22 protein-coding genes are annotated in these 21963 nt (G+C 69.9%); 4 read left to right on the forward strand and 18 right to left on the reverse strand.

The window, feature by feature from the left end; genetic code table 11:
- Positions 1-289: 289 nt before the first annotated feature.
- Positions 290-505 carry a hypothetical protein gene (locus B5557_RS43655; RefSeq protein ID WP_143688169.1) on the reverse strand — a complete coding sequence of 72 codons (216 nt, stop codon included), beginning with the start codon at positions 503-505 and terminating at the stop codon, positions 290-292.
- Positions 506-1003: 498 nt separating this feature from the next.
- On the opposite strand from B5557_RS43655, the gene B5557_RS12150 reads away from it, so the two are divergent.
- Entirely contained in the window at positions 1004-1291 is a 288-nt protein-coding gene (locus tag B5557_RS12150) for a GntR family transcriptional regulator (protein WP_079659136.1), read from the forward strand.
- Positions 1292-1485: 194 nt separating this feature from the next.
- On the opposite strand, the gene B5557_RS12155 is transcribed toward B5557_RS12150, so the two are convergent.
- From B5557_RS12155 to eccB, 17 genes are all read right to left on the reverse strand, one after another.
- Entirely contained in the window at positions 1486-1788 is a 303-nt protein-coding gene (locus tag B5557_RS12155; RefSeq protein ID WP_079659137.1) for a WXG100 family type VII secretion target, read from the reverse strand.
- A gap of 86 nt (positions 1789-1874) precedes the next feature.
- Positions 1875-2213, reverse strand: a complete 339-nt coding sequence (locus tag B5557_RS12160) for a WXG100 family type VII secretion target (RefSeq protein WP_079659138.1) — start codon at positions 2211-2213, stop codon at positions 1875-1877.
- Between the two features lie 92 nt (positions 2214-2305).
- Positions 2306-3580, reverse strand: coding sequence for a S8 family serine peptidase (locus B5557_RS12165; protein WP_079659139.1), 1275 nt, complete (start codon positions 3578-3580; stop codon positions 2306-2308).
- 28 nt (positions 3581-3608) lie between these two features.
- A complete protein-coding gene (locus B5557_RS12170; protein WP_079659140.1) occupies positions 3609-5321 on the reverse strand; it encodes a WXG100 family type VII secretion target in 1713 nt (570 codons plus the stop codon).
- On the reverse strand, positions 5321-5755 hold the full coding sequence (locus B5557_RS12175) for a hypothetical protein (RefSeq protein ID WP_231976339.1): 435 nt from the start codon (positions 5753-5755) through the stop codon (positions 5321-5323). Before B5557_RS12175 ends, B5557_RS12170 begins: the two co-directional genes overlap by 1 nt.
- Positions 5756-5910: 155 nt before the next feature.
- Positions 5911-6450 (reverse strand): hypothetical protein, encoded by a 540-nt coding sequence (locus B5557_RS12180; protein ID WP_173877670.1) that lies wholly within the window; start codon positions 6448-6450, stop codon positions 5911-5913.
- Positions 6428-7717: a WXG100 family type VII secretion target gene (locus tag B5557_RS12185; protein WP_079659142.1), complete on the reverse strand. Its 1290-nt coding sequence runs from the start codon at positions 7715-7717 to the stop codon at positions 6428-6430. The genes B5557_RS12180 and B5557_RS12185 overlap by 23 nt, the downstream gene beginning before the upstream one ends.
- Positions 7717-8019: a DUF6317 family protein gene (locus B5557_RS12190; protein ID WP_079659143.1), complete on the reverse strand. Its 303-nt coding sequence runs from the start codon at positions 8017-8019 to the stop codon at positions 7717-7719. The genes B5557_RS12185 and B5557_RS12190 overlap by 1 nt, the downstream gene beginning before the upstream one ends.
- On the reverse strand, positions 8019-8354 hold the full coding sequence (locus tag B5557_RS12195; RefSeq protein WP_099935831.1) for an SAV_915 family protein: 336 nt from the start codon (positions 8352-8354) through the stop codon (positions 8019-8021). The genes B5557_RS12190 and B5557_RS12195 overlap by 1 nt, the downstream gene beginning before the upstream one ends.
- 394 nt (positions 8355-8748) lie before the next feature.
- Positions 8749-9444 carry a contact-dependent growth inhibition system immunity protein gene (locus B5557_RS12200; RefSeq protein ID WP_079659144.1) on the reverse strand — a complete coding sequence of 232 codons (696 nt, stop codon included), beginning with the start codon at positions 9442-9444 and terminating at the stop codon, positions 8749-8751.
- 23 nt (positions 9445-9467) lie between these two features.
- Positions 9468-9770, reverse strand: a complete 303-nt coding sequence (locus B5557_RS12205) for an RNase A-like domain-containing protein (RefSeq protein WP_079659145.1) — start codon at positions 9768-9770, stop codon at positions 9468-9470.
- A gap of 58 nt (positions 9771-9828) precedes the next feature.
- Positions 9829-10392 (reverse strand): hypothetical protein, encoded by a 564-nt coding sequence (locus B5557_RS12210; RefSeq protein ID WP_143688171.1) that lies wholly within the window; start codon positions 10390-10392, stop codon positions 9829-9831.
- 17 nt (positions 10393-10409) lie between these two features.
- Positions 10410-12167, reverse strand: coding sequence for an RNase A-like domain-containing protein (locus B5557_RS12215; protein WP_143688172.1), 1758 nt, complete (start codon positions 12165-12167; stop codon positions 10410-10412).
- Positions 12167-12484, reverse strand: a complete 318-nt coding sequence (locus B5557_RS12220) for a WXG100 family type VII secretion target (RefSeq protein ID WP_079659148.1) — start codon at positions 12482-12484, stop codon at positions 12167-12169. Before B5557_RS12220 ends, B5557_RS12215 begins: the two co-directional genes overlap by 1 nt.
- Positions 12485-12538: 54 nt before the next feature.
- Complete coding sequence (locus tag B5557_RS12225) at positions 12539-12907, reverse strand: WXG100 family type VII secretion target (RefSeq protein ID WP_079659149.1); 369 nt, start codon at positions 12905-12907, stop codon at positions 12539-12541.
- 174 nt (positions 12908-13081) lie between these two features.
- Positions 13082-14434 carry a type VII secretion-associated serine protease mycosin gene (gene mycP / locus B5557_RS12230; protein ID WP_173877671.1) on the reverse strand — a complete coding sequence of 451 codons (1353 nt, stop codon included), beginning with the start codon at positions 14432-14434 and terminating at the stop codon, positions 13082-13084.
- Between the two features lie 14 nt (positions 14435-14448).
- A complete protein-coding gene (gene eccB / locus B5557_RS12235) occupies positions 14449-15975 on the reverse strand; it encodes a type VII secretion protein EccB (RefSeq protein ID WP_079659150.1) in 1527 nt (508 codons plus the stop codon).
- A gap of 208 nt (positions 15976-16183) precedes the next feature.
- Between eccB and eccE the strand changes: the two genes are divergently transcribed.
- The 3 genes from eccE to B5557_RS12250 all read left to right on the forward strand — a co-directional run bounded on the left by eccE (position 16184) and on the right by B5557_RS12250 (position 21963).
- A complete protein-coding gene (gene eccE / locus B5557_RS12240; RefSeq protein WP_231976340.1) occupies positions 16184-17524 on the forward strand; it encodes a type VII secretion protein EccE in 1341 nt (446 codons plus the stop codon).
- Positions 17521-18333: a hypothetical protein gene (locus B5557_RS12245; protein ID WP_079659152.1), complete on the forward strand. Its 813-nt coding sequence runs from the start codon at positions 17521-17523 to the stop codon at positions 18331-18333. Before eccE ends, B5557_RS12245 begins: the two co-directional genes overlap by 4 nt.
- 363 nt (positions 18334-18696) lie before the next feature.
- Positions 18697-21963 (forward strand): SCO5717 family growth-regulating ATPase, encoded by a 3267-nt coding sequence (locus B5557_RS12250; protein WP_079659153.1) that lies wholly within the window; start codon positions 18697-18699, stop codon positions 21961-21963.

Here is a 21963-nt window from a genome sequence, read left to right on the forward strand (position 1 = left end):
TCAGGCCGATACGTCGGCCCGATCCAGACCGAGCGCTAGATGGTCAGCGTCGGACGTTAGGCACCGGCTCGGACGAGGTGCCAGCGCTCACTTTGGTCCCCCTCCGCCAACGGGCGGTGGCAGGCGCAGCTGCAACGGCGCACCAGCAGCAGGCCCCCGCCATGCGGGAGCGGGATATCCCGCAGGCGGCGGCACGAGACATGTACGTCCTCGTACCCGGGCCGATGCGCCAGCGTGCACTCCGGCGACAACTCCCGCGTCTCCCCTGCCGTTCCGGAAGACCGCGCCCTCACTGCTCACCGCCGGCTCGGCGGGACGGAGGTAGGACGGTGAGGACGTCCGGCTGCGGCGGGTAGTACGCGGCGCACGTCTGGCAGGCGTACACGACGAAGCCCGGCCCCGAGTTCTGGTGGACAACGCCGACCACCACTGGGGCCTCGGTCGTCACCTGGCAGCGCACGCACATCCGCACCGGCGGACGCGTTGTCTTGTCTCCTGTCGCCATCACGCCACCCTCTCCGCACCGATGACAGGCCGGTCGAGGTCGATACCGAAGTCCGCCGCCACACGACGCTGTGACTGCCTTGCCTGCTCACACTCCTGTTCCCGGTGAGCCCGCTCCGCCGCAAGCATGTACGGGCGGATTGGGGCCGTGGATGCGCCATCGAGGGGCTCGGGCAGCCCGTACGGAGATCGTGGTGCGGGGAGCCATACGACCATTGCGCCGGGACTCCTGGGGATGCAGTTGGGGACTGGTAGCGCGGAGTGTGTACCCGCCCTCCGCCTGCCGGTGCCAGGCGCGAACACGCCCAGGATCCAGCGCAGCAGCGCATGGATAATGCTCACTGTCATCAACCTCCACAGGGTTGGTGGCCATGCCCCCGGACGGCTCCACCCGTCGCGGGGGTCTTACGCCATTCACCTAGCGTGATGTAGCTTGATGCATCCAGCTGTAGCTAGAGCTAAAGGTGCCAAGCCTGGTACGTCTACCTACGGTCGAGGAATGTCCCTTGACCCCGAATCAGGCCGACCGCTGTACATGCAGCTCGCTGACGTGATCGAGTCCAGGATCCGCAGCGGGGAGTACGCACCCGACCGCATGATCCCCGCGTCACTCCGACTCTCCGAGGAGTACGGCATTGCCCATATGACCGTGCGCCGGGCTATGCGAGAGCTGCGTGAGCGTGGCTTGATCTACACCGTGTCCGGCAAAGGGTCCTATGTGGTGCCCAAGCCACCAATCATCACCCCCGAAGTCGACACGGCCACGAGCGACGAGTCCACCGACTGAGGGTGCCAGGGTGCGGCCCGCCTGAAGTCCTGGCGAGTCATCCGCGAAGCCCGGCGCAGCCCCAACGGAAGTCGTCCACCGCGCAACCTGCTCAGCCTGGAGCGGAAACGCTGAAAACGCGGACGACGCGGCAGAGCACAGGGTGGGCACCTCCCGTGCGTGCCCACCCTGTGCTCCAAAGTACGTGCTTGCTACTACATGAAGTAGCTGGCGCCCTTCAGGTCGCCGCCTCGGTAGTCACCGCCGGCGCCGTGGACCTGGTGCGAGATCTGGAGCAGCGCCGCGTGGATGCCTCGGGCGTGCTTGTTCCACTCCTCGCTCTTGCTCTGGAACTGCTGGAACGCCTCGCCGCCCCAGCCCGAGGACACGTTGAGCACGGCCTGCCTCAGCGCTTCGAGGTCTTCCTCGAGCTTCGTGGCCTGGTTACCGAGCTCGGTGGCGAGCGCGTCCATGGTGCCGTAGGTGACGGCAAGTTCCTCGTAATGCGCTCCGGACATGTTTCCCTCGTTTCTCTGAAGACTTCAGCCGGACTTCGCGGTCCGGGCAACGGTGTGGTTCAGCGCGACCAGTGGCTCCGTGCTCGTCAGTAGCTGTTGAGCGCCGAAGTCTTTCCGCCGAGATCCTCGACCGAGATCTTGGTCATGTCCGACGTGATCTGGTCTTCGAGGTTCTGCTTGTCGGTCTTGGTCATGTGGATGCCCTCGAGGAAGTCGTCGAGCATCTTGCCGATCGCGACCATGTGGCCGTTGATTTCCGTCTGCTTGGTGTTGAACGCGTTGGCACCCTGGCCGGTCCACGCCTTCTCGATCATGTCGATCGTGCCCTGCAGTTTCGCGAGCGAGCCCCTGATGTTGTCGTATCGATCGATGACTTCCTTTTGGAGCTTCTGTACGTCGCCGTCATTGAGCTTGCGGTCGACCATTTCGGCACTCCTTTTCGTCAGCTGTGGTTGGTTGCTGCGCGCCTCGCTGCGCCAGAACCGTTGTGTGTGACCGGTCGTCGTGTGTGGGTCGCTCAGGCGCCCCGCCGGGAGCGGATCACGGCGAAGGCGCCGCCGCCGATCACCAGGACAGCCGCCGCGGCTCCGAGCGCAACCCACATTGTGGAGTTGTCGGAGGTGTCGGAAGTTGATCCTGCCGCCGAAGTCTGGCCGTCTGAAGTGCCCTTCGAGGCCTGTGACGAGGTTGATGCGGAAGCGGAGGGTGAGTTGCCCGCCGCATCCGTGACACCCGTCGCGTTCTCCTTGGCGAGCGGGTCGGTGTTGGCCGGGCCGGGGTTGAAGTCGCTTTTCTCCAGCACCATGCGGGGGCGGATCAGTCCGTATCCGAGGTACGTGCTCGGGTCGTCCTTCGCCCAGTCACGCCCGGCGGTGTCGATCAGGCTGGCGAGGACCTGGTTGGCCGTCCACTTGGGGTGGGCGGACCAGACGAGGGCTGCTGAGGCGGACGCGATGGCTGTGGCTTGGCTGGTGCCCTTGCCTGCGCAGTACGAACGGAACGTCTCGTCGCACCAACTCGGGACGTTGAGGCCGGGAGAAGCGAGGTCAACGTAATTGCCGTGATCCGAGAATTTTCCGACGGTTCCGTTCTCGTCCGAGGCAGCGACTCCGACCACATAAGGGTATGCAGCCGGATAGCCGATGACGCTCTTCTTCTCCCCGTCGTTGCCAACGGCGGCGAACATCAACTTGCCCTTGGATTGGGCGTACTTGATCGCCGCCGCCTCCTCCGCACTGTCTCCAGGGCTACCGTAGGACATGTTGATGATTTTGGCATCGCTGTCAGCAGCGGCCCTAATCGCTTGCGCCGAATTCGCGGTCTTCTTCCTCTCGGCTTTGTCCTTGAGATCGTCATACGCAATCCGGTAAGGGACGATCTTTGCTCCGGGGGCAAGACCTTTCAGGCCGTCGCCGACACCAGTACCAGCGATCAACTCCGCCATGGTCGTTCCGTGGCCCGTGTAGTCCTTTGTGGCACCGTAGGCGACGGCTGTCGGCACCTCGGCGGAAAGTACCTGCCCCTTCAGAGAGGAGGTTGCAGGGTTGACGCCCGAGTCAATGACAGCAACCTTGACTCCCTTGCCAGTGCTCACCTTCCACATCTCGTCGGCCTTCATCGCCGACAGGTACCACTGCTCGGACTGAACGTCGGCGGCCGACGCGCTCGGAGCCAGACCTGCCGAGAGGACGGCCAAGGCACCGAGCGCTGAACAGACGGCGGAAACCCGTCTCCCGTTTCGTTCCGCGAAAGACGCGCTCCGCCCGCCGCGTCGGCTGCTCCCTGCCACCATGCCTCTGTCTGTCCTCGCTCTTGTGCGGTCAGTCGGTCGTCGACACGTCATCGCGCCGCTCGTCACGGCGCGAACGTGCCTCGCCTGAACCCTGATTGCGCGCAGAACCACGCGCCGCGCCCGGGCCGCCGGGCGTGTTTCCGTTGTTCCTACTTCCGGAAACTCGTCCCTTCGGCGTTCCGACCACACCCTCAGGGCTACCGACGGAGCGGCGAGCCGCCTGTCCCGCGCCCGTGCCCGTCGTCGAGCCGGGTGTCCCGATCACGCCACGCTGGCCGGGCCTCTCGCCCGCGACACGCGACGTGGGAGCGCCCTCACCGCCGACGACCGTGCCTCGCGGCAACCTGGAACTGTTGGCGCCGGGGGCGCCCCCGGTGACAGGCCTCCCGCCGACAACGCCATCGCCGGCACGTCCGGCGCCAGTGCGCCCAGCGCCCGAACGTCCGGGGTTCGTGGCACCCATGCTGGTGACGGGACCGCGTGGGACACCGCCAGTACGTCCTGCCGCCTGGCCACCGGCCTTCGGCACGCCGCCGACCACACCTCGCCCCATGGGACCAGTGGTGCGGCCGCCTGTCTTCCCTGTCGCAGCGGTACGTCCCGTCGGCCCCATGGGGCCGGTTCCCGTACGTCCTGCCGCGGTGCCGCCCGGCATACCGCCTACGCGCCCCTGCGCCGAGGTGGGCAACCTGCTTCCCGGTACGCCGCCGAACCCTGAGGTACGCCCGGCCGGCCCCCGGAAAGTGGGAGGTACACCAGTGGGGGCAAAGGGAGGAACTGATCCCGTTGAAGTTGCGCTGGGACCTGCCGTCGAGGGCGGCACAACGGTCATCGGCTTCGCCGTGTCCTGCGGCGGCAATGTACCGACGCTGTCGATCTCCGTACCGACGTGGTGGTCCGGGCCCGTGGCGGGATCGTCCAGCCCTCTGGCGGACGGCAGAGAGGCGTCCGACTGCGGCCGCTCGATCGAAGCATTCACCGAATGAGGACGCACGCTTTCCGAGCTGTGCGTGCCAGCACCAAGGCCTGTCTGTCCCCCAGGAGGCTCCACCTCCCTGCCACCGGTCGGCGCAGGCACCCCCACATCCGGCATCTTCGGAAACGTCGGCTCCTCCGCCAGCTCCATCATCCCGCTCGACACCGTGTAGAACGACGCCAGCCGGTACATCTGGTTGATCGCCTCTTGGCGGTCCTGCTCGGCCTTGACCGCTGCCGTGTACTCCGCGTTGCCGTCGACCCGCTGAGGCGTCGGGATGTCGTCGACCTTCTTGGGGACGATGCGGCTGTCGCGCGGGGGCATGGACTTGCGTACTGAGGCGAGGCCGGAGCTTGCTGCCAGGATCTGGGTGCCTACCTCGTCGGTGTAGCTGGCGAGCGCGAGGGCCGTGGTGGTGAGGTTCATGCCCCAGGTGTAGAAGGCGGTGTGGGCCTCGCCCTCCCAGTCGACATTGCCGAGGTTGCGGCTGAGTTCGTTGGCGGCGTCGTTGATGGCGTCCCGGGCGTCGACGAGGGCCGTGGCCGCGCTCTCCATGGTCTCCGGGCTCGCCGACTCGACGATGTCGATCATGGCGTTGAGGTCGTAGCCCTCGAAGCTGGTCTTGCCGAAGCCGCCAGGGCTGCCGGCGGGCGGGGGGCTGATCACCGCGGCCTTGTTGACCGCATCGTCCACGCCGCTGTTCTGCTGGGCGGCGTCCAGGCGTTCCGCCTGGTAGTGGTCCGGCTTCTTCCTGTCGCCGCTCATCAGTACCCCGCGTCGGTGTGGTCGGCGTTGTTGTCACGCTTGATCTGCTCGTGCACCATCGCCTCGCGTTCCTGGTTGACTTGGGCCCGGATCTGGTGGAACCGGTACCGAAGCTCCTCTTCGAGGTTGTCGAAGGTGACGTCCACGCCGTGCACGGCGATCTGCATCGCCTCCAACTGGAGTCCCAGCGACTTGGAGAGCGCCGTGATGCGCTCATGGACGCGGGCGTACTGGAGGTGGAGAGCCTTTGCCTCTGGGAAGTGCCCCGCGCCGAACGTGGCCTCCGACAGGTTGTGGTCCCCGACCTTCGCCGAACCGCCCGCGGATTTCTCGAAGGCCGTAAGCAGGTCGTCCACCCGCTTCTTGAACGTCGACAGCGCCATATAGCCACGCCGTACGTCAGGGGCGCCCCCGCCCATGTCCGCAGGAATCACGACAGCCCATCTCCCCGTTTTCCGCTGCCCGTCCTGAGCAGCTCAGCCCACGCCTCTCAAGTGTTCATGACCGCAACACAACCACTGTAATGACTTCCTCTGACAGTCCCAACTGCCCTATGCAACAACCGTGCTACTGCCGACAGCCTCAACCGTCATGTTCGGGATGTTCTGCCTTGCAGCCAGAGCCGGGCGCCGACTTCGCTGGGGTACTCGCGGACGGTGAGCATCGCCGCGGTCCACCCCAGGGCGAACGCGGCGAGTGCGGGCATGACGGGAGCGGCGATCAGCACGAGAGCGCGGCCGGCGACGGCCAGACCCGTGGAACGGCGGGTCTCGTCGCGTTTGCGCCTGCGGAACTCGTCGGGGTCCGGCGGATCCAGGAGGTCCTTGCGGTGGCGGCGACGCTGCACCGTCCACCCCCAGACCACGGCCACGCAGGATGCGACAGCTTGCGCCCAGTCCCACGCCGTGCGCGCGGTCGGTGGCAGGTCACTGCGGGGAACGCCCAGATACAGCCTGAGCGCGATGTAGCAGACGAAGGCCAGAACGAGAAGGAGCAGGACGGCCGTCCAGACCCGGCGTGCCCAGTAGCGCGCGCCTCGCTCGTACCAACTGGTGCCGAGTCCCGGCAGTTTGGGGATCCGGACCGGGGCCGCGGAGGCGGGAACGTCAGAAGATGCTCTTGATGCCATGCCAGACGTCATCCTTGAGTCGTACGAAGTCGTCCCCGGTCTCGGAGAGGACATGTCCGGTGCCGTGCAGCACCCCGCCGACCACGCCGTGGTCGTGGATGTCCTCGCTCCAGTGCTCGTGGAAGGAGTGGTCGATGATGCCGGTGGCGCCGATGACCACCAGGCCGCCGGCGACGGCCACGGCGGCGACGGGCGCCTCGAAGGGCAGGGCGGCCACGACGCCCGCCGTGATGGCCGTACCGGCCACCAGGCCGGCGACGTTCGCCCCGCCGTCGACGGCGACCGACTTCTGCCACGACCAGCCCTTGTCGTGGTCGTCAGAGGCTTCGAGGATCCCGCAGGCGCCGGCCGCGGCAACGTCCAGGACCGGGACTTCTTTGAGGAAGTCCGGCAGCTTCTCCAGGCTCTTGCCTGCGCGGAGCGCGTCCGCTGCGTCGGCCAGTTTGACGTTGAGGGCCCGGTCGTACGGCAGTGCCGTGCTGCCGTGGTCGGCGCGGGCCACGGCCTCTTCGAGCGAGTCCACCTTCATGACCGCGTCGGCGTACGCGCCCTTGGCCGGGAGGTCGTGGGGCAGGGCGCGGCCCGCCTTCTGGTATGCCTTGCGCTCGGCGCGGAGTTCCTTCTTGGCGGCGTTCGCCTCCGTCTTGGCGTCGTCGATCTTGGTGCGGGCCTTCGCTCCGCCGGCCCGGGCGTCCTCGGCGTCGTAGGCGTACAGCCCGCGCAGATAGTCGGCGATTGTGATCTTGTCGCCGGTTGACGCGGGCGCCGTCACCTGTGCGTACAGCCCCCGCAGCTTGTCCGCCGCGACCAGCCGGGCGTGCTGCGCTGTGTGCAGCACCTCCTGGCGCACCTTGTCGTACTCGCCCATCGCGGAGATCGTCTTCTGGTCCTCGGCGCTGGGCGGGTTCGCGGTGACGATCGCCTGGGGCGCTCCCATCGCGGCCATGGGGACGCCGTTGCGGGTCGCGACGTGTTCGGCGTTCTGCAGGGCGGTCTCACAGGTGGTGAGGGCGTCGGCGAGGTCGGAGAGGATGTCGCCCGCGTCGTGGACGAGGTTGGCGAAGGCGCCTGCCGTCAGCGCGTCCTCGCTCCAGGTGGAGCGGAAGGTCTCCGCCGCCTCGCCCTTCCAGGCCGCGTCGCCGACCAGCGCCTCGACGGCGCGGCTGATCGGGGTGATGACGTCGTCGAGTTTGTCCTTGGCGTTCTTGTACGTGTCGGCCATCGTGCGCAGTCCGCCGATGTCGCCGCCGACCCAGCTGTCGGCCATCAGCCGTCCCCTGCCATCAGGTCCTCGAACAGTCCGTGGACGTCGATGTCGTGCCGTTGGAAGGAGTCGCTGGCGTACGTCACCTTGTCGCCGTGGTCGTCGAGGCGGTCGGCGAAGCCGATGTGGAGGGCGACGATGAGGTCGGCGACCTCCTTGAGGGCGTGGTCGAGCCCGGCATCTCCGCCGCTGACGAGGGGCGGGGCTACGTCGGCGTGCAGCTTGCGGTAGTTGACGGCCTCGTCGTGGAAGGTCTTGGACATCGAGGTGAGGTCGCCGAGGACGGCCTTGAAGTCGGGCGGCATCAGCGCACCTCCCACGCGTAGGCGGCCAGGTCGTCCGGCTGCCAGTTGTGGTGGCCGGGGGCGACTCGCGGGTCGAGGAGCACCGTGACGTCGTGTTCGGCGACGGCCTCGGCGAGGGGGCCGATGGAGGTGGCGACCCAGGGCTGGGCCTCGCCGAGCGCGGCGACGAGCCGGTCGCGGGTGGTGAAGGCGAAGGCCACGGTCCCGGTCCCGGTTCCGGTTCCCGCTCCAGCCGCCTGGTGCTCAAAGAGTTCGTACGCGATGAAGGACACACGGGTCGGACGGCCGTGCGCGTCCGTGACGTCGGCGTACCGGGGATGGGCCGGGACGAACACGGGGGTGTGGTAGGCAGGGACGCCGGGTTGGGGGCCCGGGGGCCCGGGCTGGGCCGCTTCGGTCCCTGCGCACTCTGCGGCGTACTCGAGAAGGCGTGATCTGCGCGGCTCCGGCGTCGGCGGAGACGCCGGGACCGCCCCTGCGGACGGCTCAGCGGGCGGCTCTGCCTCGATGTAGTCGAGCAGGCGTGAACGGATTGGTGTGCCCACCGCCGTCTCCTGTTCCCCGTGGACCTGCGGATGATGTGGCGGGACTACCGTAGCCAGGGAAGTATCGGGCAAGTCCGGCTATTTCGGGGTGGCTGGGTGGGAGCATGCTGAACCCATACAGGTGTTTGGCCGTGGCCAGATCAGTACTTGACCGCGGGATGACCCGGGGATTCTCATCAGGCAGTCAGGGCGCGTCCGCTTGCGCGCCGGGGCCGTACTGGCCGCGCGGAGCACCCAGTCGGCCGGCGACGAGCGCCAGCCAGCCGCTGGGTGAGTACGGGGCCGGCGGGTCGACCTCCATGCCCAACTCGGCGACGGCCAAGGCGTAGTCGGACTCGTCCAGGTTCAGGGCGAGCAGTTCGTGCAGTTCGCCGACGAGGCGGGCCACGAGGTGCGGGTCGGTGGTGGTGCGGTAGTCGTCGACAGCCGCGTCGTGGTCGTCGAACTCGTCCGGCATGTCCTGGGAGAACCAGCCGCCCAGGAGCTGGGTCAGTTCCGGGAAGCGGGTCTGCCACTCCCAGTGCGTGTCGGGGGCGGCCATCGGCGGGACCTCGCCCTGTTCGATGCTGTGCTTGATGTGGTCGGCCAGGCAGTACAGCCACCGCTGGATCTCCGCCTCGGGCAGACCCACGTCCGGGATCGCGTAGAACTCGCCCAGCCGCAGGCGCAGTCGGCCCGGCGGGTTGTCGGCGTACTCGCGCAGTTGGCGCTCGGCGATGGCGAGCGCCCAGGGGCGGGTGTGCCAGGTCTGGCGGAGATAGGCGGTCAGGGCAGTGCTCGGCTTGTCGGGGGTGTCGTCCGCCGACCGGCCGGCGTAGGCACGGATCACCTGGTCCAACTCGCCGTAGCGGCGGTCGTGTTCGAGGGGTCTCAAGGGCACGGTGGGCAGCCTCTACAGGGTTTCTACAGGTAGACCGGGAAGGTGGCGTGGACGGTGAAGCCGTGCGCGGCGGACGGTTCTCGGCGCAGCACGACCCGGGCGGCGCGTACGTCGACGGCACCGCGGCCCGCCAGCATCATCGCCTGCAGCAGGACCCGTCCGACGGGCTCCTCCTCACGGGACGGCCACGACGCCTCGATCGTCAGCCGCTGCCGGGTGGACTGCGCCAGCCAGCGGTGGACGACCTGTTCGTTGCGGGTGACCACTTGCTGGGTCGCCCACTGGGCGGTCGCGCGGTCGGGGTAGGTGGCGGTACGGGTGCGCAAGGGGCTTCTCCATCGTGGGTGTACGGAGGATCGGGGCAGCACGGCGGATCGCATCACATCAGCGGAATGACCAGACCATCCCGACTTCCGCCTCCGAAACGAGCACCAAACCGAAGTCGAAGGTGCGCCCGGAAAAGGGGTACCAGCGAGAAATCCGCTGGTAGTAGTCGCGGGTATCGCTGCCGTGCCCGGTGTTCGCATAGAAGTGCGAGCCTTCAGGGAAGCGCGACAGGATGACGCGGGCCTTCGCTTCAAGGGCCTCCCTGCGTTCCTCGAAATCCGGTTCCTTTGTGACATCGATCCAGGGCGTGGAAAGGGCCACAAGGAACCGTTCTGCCTGAGAACGCCGGATCTCGTGAAGGTAGAGCTTCCAGGCGTCCGCCGTCGCGACGGCTTCCGGAGGCATGACGAAGGGATAGGACGGTTCGCCGAGCCTTTCGGGTTCGCCCTCCCATATATCCACCGTGCGCCAGCCGCGGGCGTCGCGGGTGGCGCCGCGCATCAGGGTGGACAGGTCGAGCACCCAGTTCTCGTGCTCCCTGCTCGTCGCCTTGGCGATGGTCGCCCGACGCTCGTACATGTCGATCGCGTCGGACCACGAACGCCCGTCGAGTTCGACCATCACCGTCTCCTCACTCATCATTGGGGCATGGACGTCAGGACCACGAACGGCGGGTCCAGGTTCGGTTCGTATTTGAGTACGGTCAGGACACCGTGAGCGTCCTGTGGCGGCGTCGCCTGATCGTTCACCACCGGTGCCGTACGCCCTGTCACCGCTGGTCTCCCCAGCGGCCCCGAGGGCACCGCATCCACGGAGAATTCCTGCTTTTCACCCGGCACCGGAGGCGGCGGGCCTGTAAGCCACTTGTCGATTTCCGTCGTATTGGTCCGGATATTGTGCTGAGTGTAATACTGCGCCGAGTCCAGGTCGGTGAAGGAGGAAGCCGCGGGAATATCGACCTTGCCCGCTCCGGTCGCCTCGTCCCGCAACCGCTGCATCAGCTGCGCATCCGTCAGCCCGACATGTTTGTCGATGCTGTGCCCGCCGTACAGTTCCTCCTCAGTGGCCAGATCGATGGAGTACTTGTAGGGAACCTGGCTCTCCGTGCGCTGCCAGATGTGTTCCTTCTTGAAGTCGTCCAGGGAGCGCGCGCCGTACGCCGCCGCGCGTGCCGCTTCCGCACGGAATGTGGGCACGCTGAGCAGCGCCTCGTCCAGTTCGATCTCCAACCTCTTCAGCTTGGTGGCGGCGTCGCTGAAAGCCTGGTGGTACTTTTCGACCGCCGCGTCGGCGGCCGCCTTGTCCATGTGCGAGCGGAACGTCAGCACGATCTCGCCGAACGCCAAGGTCGCCACGAGCCGGGTCAGCTCGAACAGGTCGAGGCCCGTGGTCAGGTCCTTGACCGTCGCCTTCGCGGCCTCCTTGCCGAGTCGGGTGGTCGTCTCCGCGGTGCTGATGCGGACCTCGGCCAACTCGTCGAGGGTCGCCTGCACGGTGGTCGCGGTCTGACGGAGGATCTCGATGATGGGCCGCTGCTTCGCAGGCACGACACTGCGGTTGGTCTTCCAACTGCGGCCCATGGAGGCACGGTTGCCCTGGGCGTCGTAGGTCCTGCCCCATTCGGTGGTGCCCCAGATGGTCTGGCAGAACGCCTTCATCGCACCCTGCCACTCGTCGTTGCCCTTGTTGTTGGTGATGAACTTGATGGCGCTGTTGAAGTTGTCCGACGCCGCCTTGGCGTCCTTCTCGACCGCGCGCCAGGCCGTGGCCATGCCCTTGAGGTCCCCGTCCCTGGCGCCCGGGGTGATCTCGTGCATCTTGCCGAGGTTGAGGCCGTGCTCGATCGCGGGCCGGATGACGTCGGCGAGGAAGTCGGGGACCTCGCCGAGGATTCCGGAGATGTCCCAGGAGTCCGCGTCCTCGCCGGTGCCGGACCACTTGATGTCGTTGACCGGGCCGTACTGGGGCGGCTTGTCGATGACAGCGGGCGGCGGTTTCTCGAAGGGCGGCGGACCATACATCTTGCGGGCGAACCAGTCGGCCTGGGTGTACTTGTTGGCCGTGTCCGTCAGGCCGACGGCGACGCCGCCCACGCTGACCACGCTCTTGGCCCAGAGCTCCAGGAACTTCTCGTTCACCGACTTGTACGCCGCCGCGAAGGAATCCGCGCCCCAGCCGGTTCCCGCCGACTGGCTGTACTCGTTCAGCGCGTCGACGAGCGCCGTGGCGCCCTTGTCATACTCGAACTGCCCGTCGCGCACCACGAGTGCGGTGTAGTGCACATGCTGCGGCTGCACGTCGAATCCGCCGTCGCTCCCGCTCTTCTTGGGTGACTGGGGTCGGGATGCCGATCGCTCCTGTGCGCGCTCCTCGTCCGTGGGCCGCCGCTCGGCCATCAGCCGGCCCCCCAACCCCGCAGCACCGCGAGATGCGCGGCCGCGTAGTTGGTACTGCCCGTGGTCACGTACTCGTGGAGCCACTTCTGGGCCGCTTGCAGGTCCTGGGCGGAGCGGTCCCACTCGTCGAGTTTGTCAACGAAGACCTCGCGGGTCTCGCCCTGCCACGACAGCACGACGGGCACGACCCGGTCGTAGAGGTCGTCCAGTTTGCCGTTGAGCCTCTTGAGGATGTCCTCCAGGTCGGCGGCCAGCTCGTGGAGGGTGGCGAAGGAAACGGATATGTGCTCGTCGTCGGGTGCGGCGCCGGTCGACATGACTCCCCCGTGTTCGTCTCGGCAACTGCGGTTGTGACGCGGTTCTGAAGGGTGCTAGAGGTCGTCGAGGCTGCTGCGCGGCGCCGACGCCGGTGCCTCGGTGTTCGGCGTCGACAGTCGGTTCACCTCGCTGGCGACGTCCACCTGGATCCGCCGCATCCGGGCGAGCACCTCGAGGTCGTCCCGGGAGAAGCCGTCGCGGCTCAGCCGTACCGCCTCCTCCAGCAGTTTCATCACTTCACGGATGCGTACGGCGTCCTCGGCCGCCGCCCGGTGGAAGTCGCGGTACGCCGATGCCGCCGGGCCGCGCCAGCCCGCCTCGATGCTGTCGACGATCGCGTCCATGCGCTGCACCTGCTTGTCCAGGTGGTCCTGCATGTCGTCGAGGTCGCCGGCGAGTTTGGTGAGGTCTTGCGCGGACACCCGCAGATCTGGGCGTCCACCCTGCCCCGGTCCCGTTCCGGGCGCACCCACGGTGTACCTCCGTCCCCCGTCGCATCGGCATCACAAGTCGCTTGCTCTTGCGATGATTCTACAAATCGATGGCAACCGCACGCTTCAACTCGTCGCGCTCCAGCGTGAGATGGCCGCCGTCTTCTACTCCGCCCCCGCCACCCTCCGCGCCCGCCGCCGCGCGTCCCGGATCGCGACCGCCGTGCCGCCGAGCCCCGCGACAAGGACGGCCGCCGCCACCGTCACGTACGTGGCGAGGCGGGCGTTGCGTTCGTCAGGGGTCTCGCCGATCTGAAACTTCGCGGGGGACGGGGCCTCGGCCTTGCTCAGGCCGTCCTTGGGGCTCGGGGACTCGAGGGGACGGTCGTCCTCGGTCACGGCGCGGACCGGGTCTACGACGCCCCAGCCGACCAGTCGGTCGTGGCCCGCGATGGTGCGTTCCGCGGTCTGTTCGATCTGGGCGACGATCTCGCGTGCGGTCCAGTCCGGGTGCCTCGCCTTGAGCAGCGCGGCCACGCCCGCGACGTACGGCGCCGAGAAACTCGTCCCGTTGTCGGAGCAGTGGCCGCCCTGGGGGACCGTGGAGATCATGTCGACGCCGGGGGCCGCCACGCCGACGAACTCGCCGGACTGGGAGAAGGAGGCGCGTTCGTTGTTGCGGTCGGAGGCGGCCACCGCGAGGACGCCGGCGTAGGAGGCGGGGTAGGTCTCCTTGACGTTGCCGCCGAGGCCGTCGTTGCCCGCCGACGCCACGACCACGATCTTCTTCGCCAGGGCCTCGTCGATCGCCCGCTCCAGGTCGGGGGACGGCTTCACCGCGTTCGACGTGTCCTGGGAGATGTTGATGACTCCGGCCCCGGCCCGGGCGGCGTAACGGATCGCCTCGGCCAGGGACTTGGTGTCGCCGTGGCCCTCGGCGTCGTTCTGCTGGATCGGGATGATCGTCGCCTCGGGGGCCAGGCCGACGAAGCCGGTGCCGTCGAGGGGGCGGGCCGCGATGATGCCGGCGACCTTGGTGCCGTGGCCGACGGTGTCCGTCGTGCCGTTCTCGTTGCCCCGCTCGACCGGGTCGCCGTTGTCGTCCTTGAGGTTCTTCGGAAGCAGGTTGCGGCCGGCCTTCGCGTCGACCGCTGCGGTGAGCTGTGGGTTCTTCACGTCCACGCCCGTGTCGATGACGGCCACCCGGACGCCCTTGCCCTTGGAGCGGCTCCACAGTTCGTCCAGGAGGACGCGCTGCAGCGACCAGGGGCGGCCCGGGTACTCGCCGTTGGGGAACGTGCACTGGTCCGAGTAGGGGAGTTTGCCCGTCGTCGGCGCGGCTTCCCCCGCGGCCTTCGCGGGGGGTGCGAGGAGCGTGGCGGTCGTGAGGAGGGTCGCGGCCGCCACCAGCGTCGTACGCAGTGCCGAGGTCGTACGCAGTGCCGGGGTCGTACGCAGTGCCAACGTCGTTCGCGGCGCCGGCGTCGTCCGCGGGGCCGCTGTCGTGGGCAGCGCCATCGCCGTCGTCCTCCTCACGAGCCCTGGGGCTGGCGGGCCGCCGCCGTCGACAGGCGGGGGCCCGTGGGCAGGAACTCCGACCAGGCGGCCGGGATGGGCGCCGGGTCGACGTCCTTGTAGCCCAGCAGGGTCTGGGCCTGCTTCGCCTCCTGCTGGAGCTGCTCGCGCTTCTCGGGGGTGGTGCCGATGCCCGCGTCGTCCGTCGCGCTGTCGCCGTTGGACTGCAGGACGTAGCGCAGGCCCGTGTCGGTGACCAGGAAGACCGGTCCGGCCTTGGTCTCCTCGCCCTGGAACTGGCGGTAGAGCTGGCCGGATCCCGGCGTGACGTAGGCGCTGGAGGAGCCGGTGGGCAGCGGGGCGGGGAACTCCGTGCCCGCCCAGGTGCTCAGGGTCGTAGCGCCCGAGGTGGCGTTCACGCCGCGCAGGACGCTGCAGATCGTGCTGCGGCTCCCGGCGGCCGGCGACGCCTCGTTGACCGGCTCGGGGTCACCGGTCGGCCAGCGGTGCTCGGTTCCGAAGGCCTGGCCCGGCACGATGGCGCCGGGGCTCATCTCCCGGGCGTGACCGGCCTGGCCGAGCGGGGCCAGCTCCTTGCTGAACAGCAGCAGTTGGGCGACGAACGCGGACACGGGAGCGACCCGGCCGTTCAACACCACGTAGTACTGCTCCTTGTTGTTGTCGAACGCCTTGAGCACCATGCCGACCTGGTCGGCGGACTCGTCCAGCTGGCCGGGCGCGCCGGCCGTGCTGCCCGGCTGCCCGGGGACCTCCGGGAAGGCGATCGGGTCACCTCGGTGCAGGGTCGCCAGCCACTCCGCGGACACCCGCTGGGGCTGCCGGCCGGAACCGACCACCGCGCGCAGCAGCAACTCGTCGCTCTTGTCGACGGGGTACGCCGTGCCGTCCGCGTCGACGACGTAGCGCTTGCCGTCCGGGTCCGCGACGTAGAGCAGTTGGCCGCCGTGGAGGCGCTCCGCGCCCTCGGTCGCCGACTTCTCCCGGGCGGCCAGGACCAGCGCGGCCTTCTGGACGGAGTCCCCGCCTCCCGCACTCGGCCGCTCGCAGACCGCCCAGCGCTTCGCGGTGCCCGCCTCGGAGGCCGAGGGCAGCCGGTCGGGAGCGTACGGGATGCCGACGGTGACACCGTGCGGGATCTTGCCGTTGTCGAGAACGGACTCCGAGACGGTCACCACGTCGCCCTGCCCCTCGTCGAGGAGCAGTTTCGCGGAGGCCATGTTGAGGACCGGGTGCAGCTGGACCTCTTTGCCGGTCTTCAGGACGACATAACGGGTGGTCGACTTGCTCGCGACGATCACCTTGGCGTTGGGCACGTCCCAGCCCTTGGGCGCGGTCGGCTTGAACATGCCCCAGGCACCGAAGACGGCCATGACGATCACTCCGACGACCACACCGGGCAGGATCGCGCGCAGCGGGCGCGGCGCCCCCTCCTCCGAGCCGTCGGGCGACGGCTGCAGAAAGGCCGCGAGCATCCGGCGCTTCGCGAAGGTGTAGGCGTTGAGCTGGTCCCGCCGAGATGCCATCTGTGCCCGTCACTCCCCGTTTTCCGGCCGATCCGCGTGCTCCGCGCCGCGGGTGGACCCGGTTCCCCGTCCGACGATGTCAGAGCGGCCACCTACTATGCCCGGTAACCGTGGGGACTTGGGGAGTGGGTAGGGTTCCTGGGCCGTCGAGTGCCCTGTGCGGTGCTGGAACACGGGCGAATCGTGAACGGAACGGGGGGATGGAGTGATGGCTTCGGGAACGGGCGTGCGCTCTGCCGGCCGGTCGCGGAACCGGGGCTCCTCGGCGGCCGGTCCGCAGCCGCCCGGGCGGTCCCGGTCCCGGCGGTCCGAGCAGCCGTCGGCGCCGGGTGCGCCCGCGCTCAGGGCACGCGCCGGGCAGGGCGGGGCATTCCGGTTGCAACGCCTTGTCCTGCTGGAGATCGCGGCGGCCGTGCTGCTGGTCGGCTGGGTGAGCGGGCCGATGGCGCTGGTGGCGACGGGCGTGGTCGCCGCCGTGCTGGTGGTCCTCGCCTTCGCACGTCGTCGCGGCCGCTCGCTGCCGGAATGGCTGGCCACGGCACGGGAGTTGAAGGCCCGCCGACGTCTGGCCGCCCGCCTGGAGATACCGCCCGGGACGGAACCGGGGTTCGGGCCGGCCGTGGAGTGCGATCCCGGGCTGCGGACGTACGCGTACGGCGGCCGTGACCGGCGGCCCGTCGGGCTTGTCGGGGACGGCACCTTCGTCACCGCCGTCCTTCAGGTGGAGGCGGACGCGACCGCGTTGCGCGCCGAGCGCGGCCGGCAGCCGCTGCCGCTCGCCCTGGTGCAGGGCGCCCTCGAGGTGGACGGCATCCGGCTGGAGTCCGCGCAGATCGTGCTGCACACACAGCCCGCGCCCGCCCTGCATCTGCCCCCGCAGTCCGTGGCCGTGGCCAACTACGCGCCGCTGCAGGAGCAGACGGGAGCGCCGGCGGTACGCATCACCTGGATCGCGTTGAAGCTGGACCCGGAGCTGTGTCCGGAGGCGGTGGCGGTCCGCGGAGGCGGGCTGATCGGGGCGCAGAAGTGCGTCGTGCGGGCGGCGGACCACCTCGCGAGCCGACTGACCGGCGCCGGGTTCCGGGCGACCGTCCTCGACGAGGAGGAGTTGACGGCCGCCATCGCCACGTCGGCCTGCGCCAACCCGCTGGTGACGGCGGAGGCCGGGCGGACCGGGACGACGGAGCGGCGGACCGAGGAGACCAGCCGGAGCTGGCGTTGCGACAACCGCCGCCACACCACGTACTGGCTGCGCCGGTGGCCCGCCCTGGGCGGGGGCGGGGCTCCGTCGCTGCCGCAGTTCGTCGCCCTGGTCACGGCCGTTCCGGCGCTGGCCACCACGTTCAGCGTCACCCTCGCGCGCGGTGACCGGCAGGAGGTGTCCCTGACCGGGCACATCCGGGTGACCGGCCGCAGCGACGACGAACTGGTGGCCGCCCGGCGCGCGCTGCAGGGCGCAGCCCGGCACACCGGCGCCGGGCTCGCCCGTCTCGACCGGGAGCAGGTGCCCGGCATGCTCGCGACACTGCCCCTCGGAGGTGCCCGGTGACGGCGACGACGTCAGGCGGAACCATCGCTTCGGGTGAACCGGAGCCGTCCACCGGCCCGTCCGGACAGGCCGGCCGGCCGGGGCGACTCGGGCGGGCCGGGCGCCGCTCGCCGCGCAGCGGTTTCGGCCTGCTCGGACCGCGGCACGGCCGGCACTCGGTGTCCGTGGACCAACTGGCGGGGCTCGCGCTGCCCATCGGGGACGACGGTGTCGTCATCGGGGTCGGCGGCGAGGGCCGGCCGGCCGTGTTGGGCATCAACCGGCCCACGCCGTACGACGTCGTCCTGATCGGCGGTCTGTGGACCGCGCAGGTCCTCGCGCTCCGGGCGGCGGCGACGGGGGCCCGGGTGGCCGTGGAGACGGGGCGGCCGCAGGCCTGGGTGCAGATGGTGCACGCGATGGGCGGCGGGCAGAACGGGCTGGCGGTGTACGAGGTCGGGCGGGTGCCCCCGCAGGGCGCCTCGGCCGGTACACCGGTGCTGGTGGTGCGGGACTGCGGTATGCGTCCGCCGCGCGGGAGGGTCGCTTCCGGGCCCTGGCAGTCCGTGTTGACGCTGCTGCCGTATCTCAGCCCGGTCGCCCCGCGACTGATCCGGCAGGCCCGACTCGTCGGCGTGCAGCGGATCTCGCCGGACGAGGCCGCGGAACTGGGCCGGACCCTGACTCTGCCCCGGCACGACGTGGAGGCCCTGCCCACTCTCGCCGACGGCTTCACCCTGTGGTGCGCCGACCGGGACAGGCAGTACGTGATGACACAGCCCACGGACGCGGAGATCGGGTTGCTCGGTACGCCGAGACGGATGGACTGAGGCCGCGACTGAGACCGCGACTGAGGCCGCTTCTCCCGTTGTTCATGCGGCACTTCAACTGCTATGGCCGTTTCGTCCGGCGGCTTGGCGTGCGCACGCGGCCCGTTCGGGGAGTGCGTGACGTGGTGGACTGGTGCTCAGGGGCGGGCGGGCCTGCCGGGGTGGGCCGTCCGATGATTAGGCTGGTACGGGGCGCGATGCCGGACACCAGCAGGTGGACGTCGGCGTCTCCGGGGGAGGGCCGCATCGGACGACGTCATCGGACGACGTCAGACGGCCTCGAACCACTTCGGACGACAAGCAGGACAAGCAAATGGTCGCTTCGGCACGGCATGAGGGTGCTCGACCACACCAGGAGGAATTGTGAGCAGCGATCGGGACGGGATCCGCGGGGGCTGGGCCACACCCGGCGATGATCAGCCCGACGCGGAGTCCTCCGTCGAGGCGACGGGCGAGTTCACCATCGACTACGCGCCGCCGGCTTGGTACACGCAGACCACGGGCGGCGCGGGCGGCGATGCGCAGGGGGCGGGAGCAGGCTCGGGGGGTGGCACCGGGGCCGGTGCCCCTGGCGCACCGGCCGCACCGCCTGCGCCCCCTGCACCGCCTGCGGTGCCTGCCGCACCGCCTGTGTCCACGGCACCGCCTGCGCCGCCCGCGCCGGGAGTTCCGGGGGTGCCGGTCACTCCGGCCGCGCCGCCCGTGCCGGATGCGGCGGGTGGGCAGGGCGAGCACTTCGCTCTGGCCGCGCCCCATGCGCCGGGTGAGCACTTCGCTCCGGCCGCACCGCCCGCTCCGGGTGTACCGGTCAGCCCTCCTGCTCCGACGCCTCCGGCGGCTTCGACTCCCTCGACTCCCCCGGCTGCTCAGGCTGCTCAGGCTGCTCCCGCGGTGCCGCCCGTGCCGCCCGCGGCGGTGCCCAACCTTCCGGCGGGCAGCGGATTCGAGCCGCAGCCACAGCCGCAGCAGTCCGAGGCGCAATGGGAGGCCACGGCCGCTTCCGCGGGTGCCGAGGAGAGCGGTTCCGGCAACGGGGATCTGGAGAGCGGCGCCACCATGCGCTTCTCCGCGGCCGCCCTCAAGCGGGAGATCGCTGAGCACGCCGCTGCCGCGCAGGCCGAGCCCGAGGCGCCCGTGGAGCCGCCCGCCGGGCCCGCCGAGGCCGTGGAACCCACGTCGGAGGCCCCCGTGCCGACCGAGGACCCGGCCGCATCGGACGGAGGCGAAGTCGTCGCGGAGGCCACGGACGTCATCGTCGACGACACGCTCGACGAAGGTGACGGTCCTGCCGAGCCCGAGCCCGAGCCCGAGCCCGAGGTAGGAGAGGCCGTCTCCGAGGTCGTAGCCAACGACGAGACGGCTGTTCAGGACGCTGAGGCCGAGGGGGCCTCTGACGCCGACGCCCCGGTCAGCGCGCCCCAGGACGCCGTTCCGGCCGCGCCGCCCGCTTGGACTCCCCTGCCGGCCCCGCAGGGCGAACTGCCTCCGCTGCCTCCTTCGTACCAGCCCGCGGCGCCCGCGCCGGCGGCCCAGTGGCCGGCACAGCCGCAGCCCGCCGAGGCCGCGGCGCCCGCCCCGCAGCCGCCTGTCCAGCCGCAGGCGTCTCCGCCCGGGGCGGACGGCTGGACCCCGCCCGCCCCTCCCGCACCGCAGCCCGGCTACGGCTTCCCGCAGCCCCCGGCCGCCGCCCCCGCCCCGGCAGCGCAGCAGCCGTCCGCCCCGCCGCCGGGCTACGGCTTCCCGCAGCAGAACGCCGGCCCGGCAACACCCCCTGCCGCCCCCAACCCCCAGCCCCCCGCCGACCCTCACGCACCAGGCGGCTACGGCTTCCCGCAGCAGAACGCCGGCCCGGGAGCGCCCCCGGCCGCACCCAACCCCCAGCCACACCAGGCGCCTTCGGCACCGCGGCCCCCCTCCGACGCCCAGGCCGCAGGCGGTTACGGCTTCCCTCAACCGCCCGCGCCCCACACTCCCGGCGGCTACGGCTTCCCCCAGCCCCCGGCACCGCAACACCAGCCCCAGGCTCAGCCGCACGCCCAGCCGCCCCAGGGCCAACAGGCTCCCCCGGCACCGCAAGCCCCGCAGGCCCCGCAGGCCCCGCAGGCCCCGCAAGCGCACCCCGGTTTCCCGCAGCCCGGGATTCCGCAGCAGGCGGACGGCCAGGCTCCCCCGGCCGCTCCTCAGGGTTTCCCGCCGGGAGCTCCTCAGGGTTTCCCCGGACCGTTCCCCCAGCCGGCCCCGCACGCCCCGCACACCCCGCAGGAACACGCCGCCGCGCCCGACGGGGCACACGTCCCGTCGGCACCGCAAGCGCCGCAGGTTCCGCAGCAGCCCGTTGATCCTCGGGCCGGGGCCGCCTGGCCGCAGCCGATTCAGCATGACCAGCGGCAGCCGGTCAACCCCGGTGCGGCGCCGTTGGGTTACACGGCCGCCGTGGAGCTGTCCTCCGACCGGCTCCTCAACAACAAGAAGCAGAAGGCGAAGAGCGGCCGACCGTCCGCCGGATCCTCGCGGTTCAAGCTCGGCGGGAAGAAGGAAGAGGCAGAGCGGCAGCGCAAGTTGGAGCTGATCCGTACGCCGGTGCTGTCCTGCTACCGGATCGCCGTCATCAGCCTGAAGGGCGGCGTGGGCAAGACCACGACCACCACCGCGCTCGGCTCCACCCTCGCCACCGAGCGTCAGGACAAGATCCTCGCGATCGACGCCAACCCGGACGCCGGTACGCTCGGTCGGCGGGTGCGCCGCGAGACCGGGGCGACGATCCGTGACCTCGTCCAGGCGATCCCGTACCTCAACTCGTACATGGACATCCGGCGGTTCACCTCCCAGGCGCCGTCCGGGCTGGAGATCATCGCCAACGACGTCGACCCGGCCGTGTCCACGACCTTCAACGACGAGGACTACCGGCGGGCCATCGACGTGCTGGGCAACCAGTACCCGATCATCCTCACGGACTCGGGCACCGGTCTGCTCTACAGCGCCATGCGCGGTGTGCTGGACCTCGCCGACCAGCTCATCATCATCTCCACGCCCTCCGTGGACGGTGCGAGCAGCGCCAGTACGACGCTGGACTGGCTGTCGGCGCACGGGTACGCCGAACTCGTCTCGCGGTCCATCACCGTCATCTCCGGGGTGCGCGAGACCGGCAAGATGATCAAGGTCGACGACATCGTGTCGCACTTCGAGACGCGCTGCCGCGGGGTCGTCGTCGTACCGTTCGACGAGCATCTGGCCGCCGGCGCCGAGGTCGACCTCGACATGATGCGGCCGAAGGTGCGCGAGGCGTACTTCAACCTCACGGCGATGGTCGCGGAGGACTTCATCCGTCACCAGCAGCGCCAGGGACTGTGGACCAGCGACGGCAACCCGCCCCCGGTGGCCGCCCCGCCGATGCCGGGCCAGCAGATGCCCGGTCAGCCGATGCCGGGGCAGCCGTACCCGCAGCAGCCGTACCCGCAGCAGCCCCAGGCGCCCCAGCCCGGCCAGCCGTACCCCCCGCAGGGACAGCAACCGCCGGCCCAGCCGTACCCGCCTCAGCAGCCGGGTCAGCCCTACCCGCAACAGCCCCAGCAGCCGCAACAGCCGCACCCCGGGTATCCCCCGGCCGGTTATGGCTACCCGCAGCAGTAG

The sequence above is a fragment of the Streptomyces sp. 3214.6 genome, from assembly GCF_900129855.1.
In the GTDB taxonomy this organism is placed as follows: Bacteria; Actinomycetota; Actinomycetes; order Streptomycetales; family Streptomycetaceae; genus Streptomyces; species Streptomyces soliscabiei.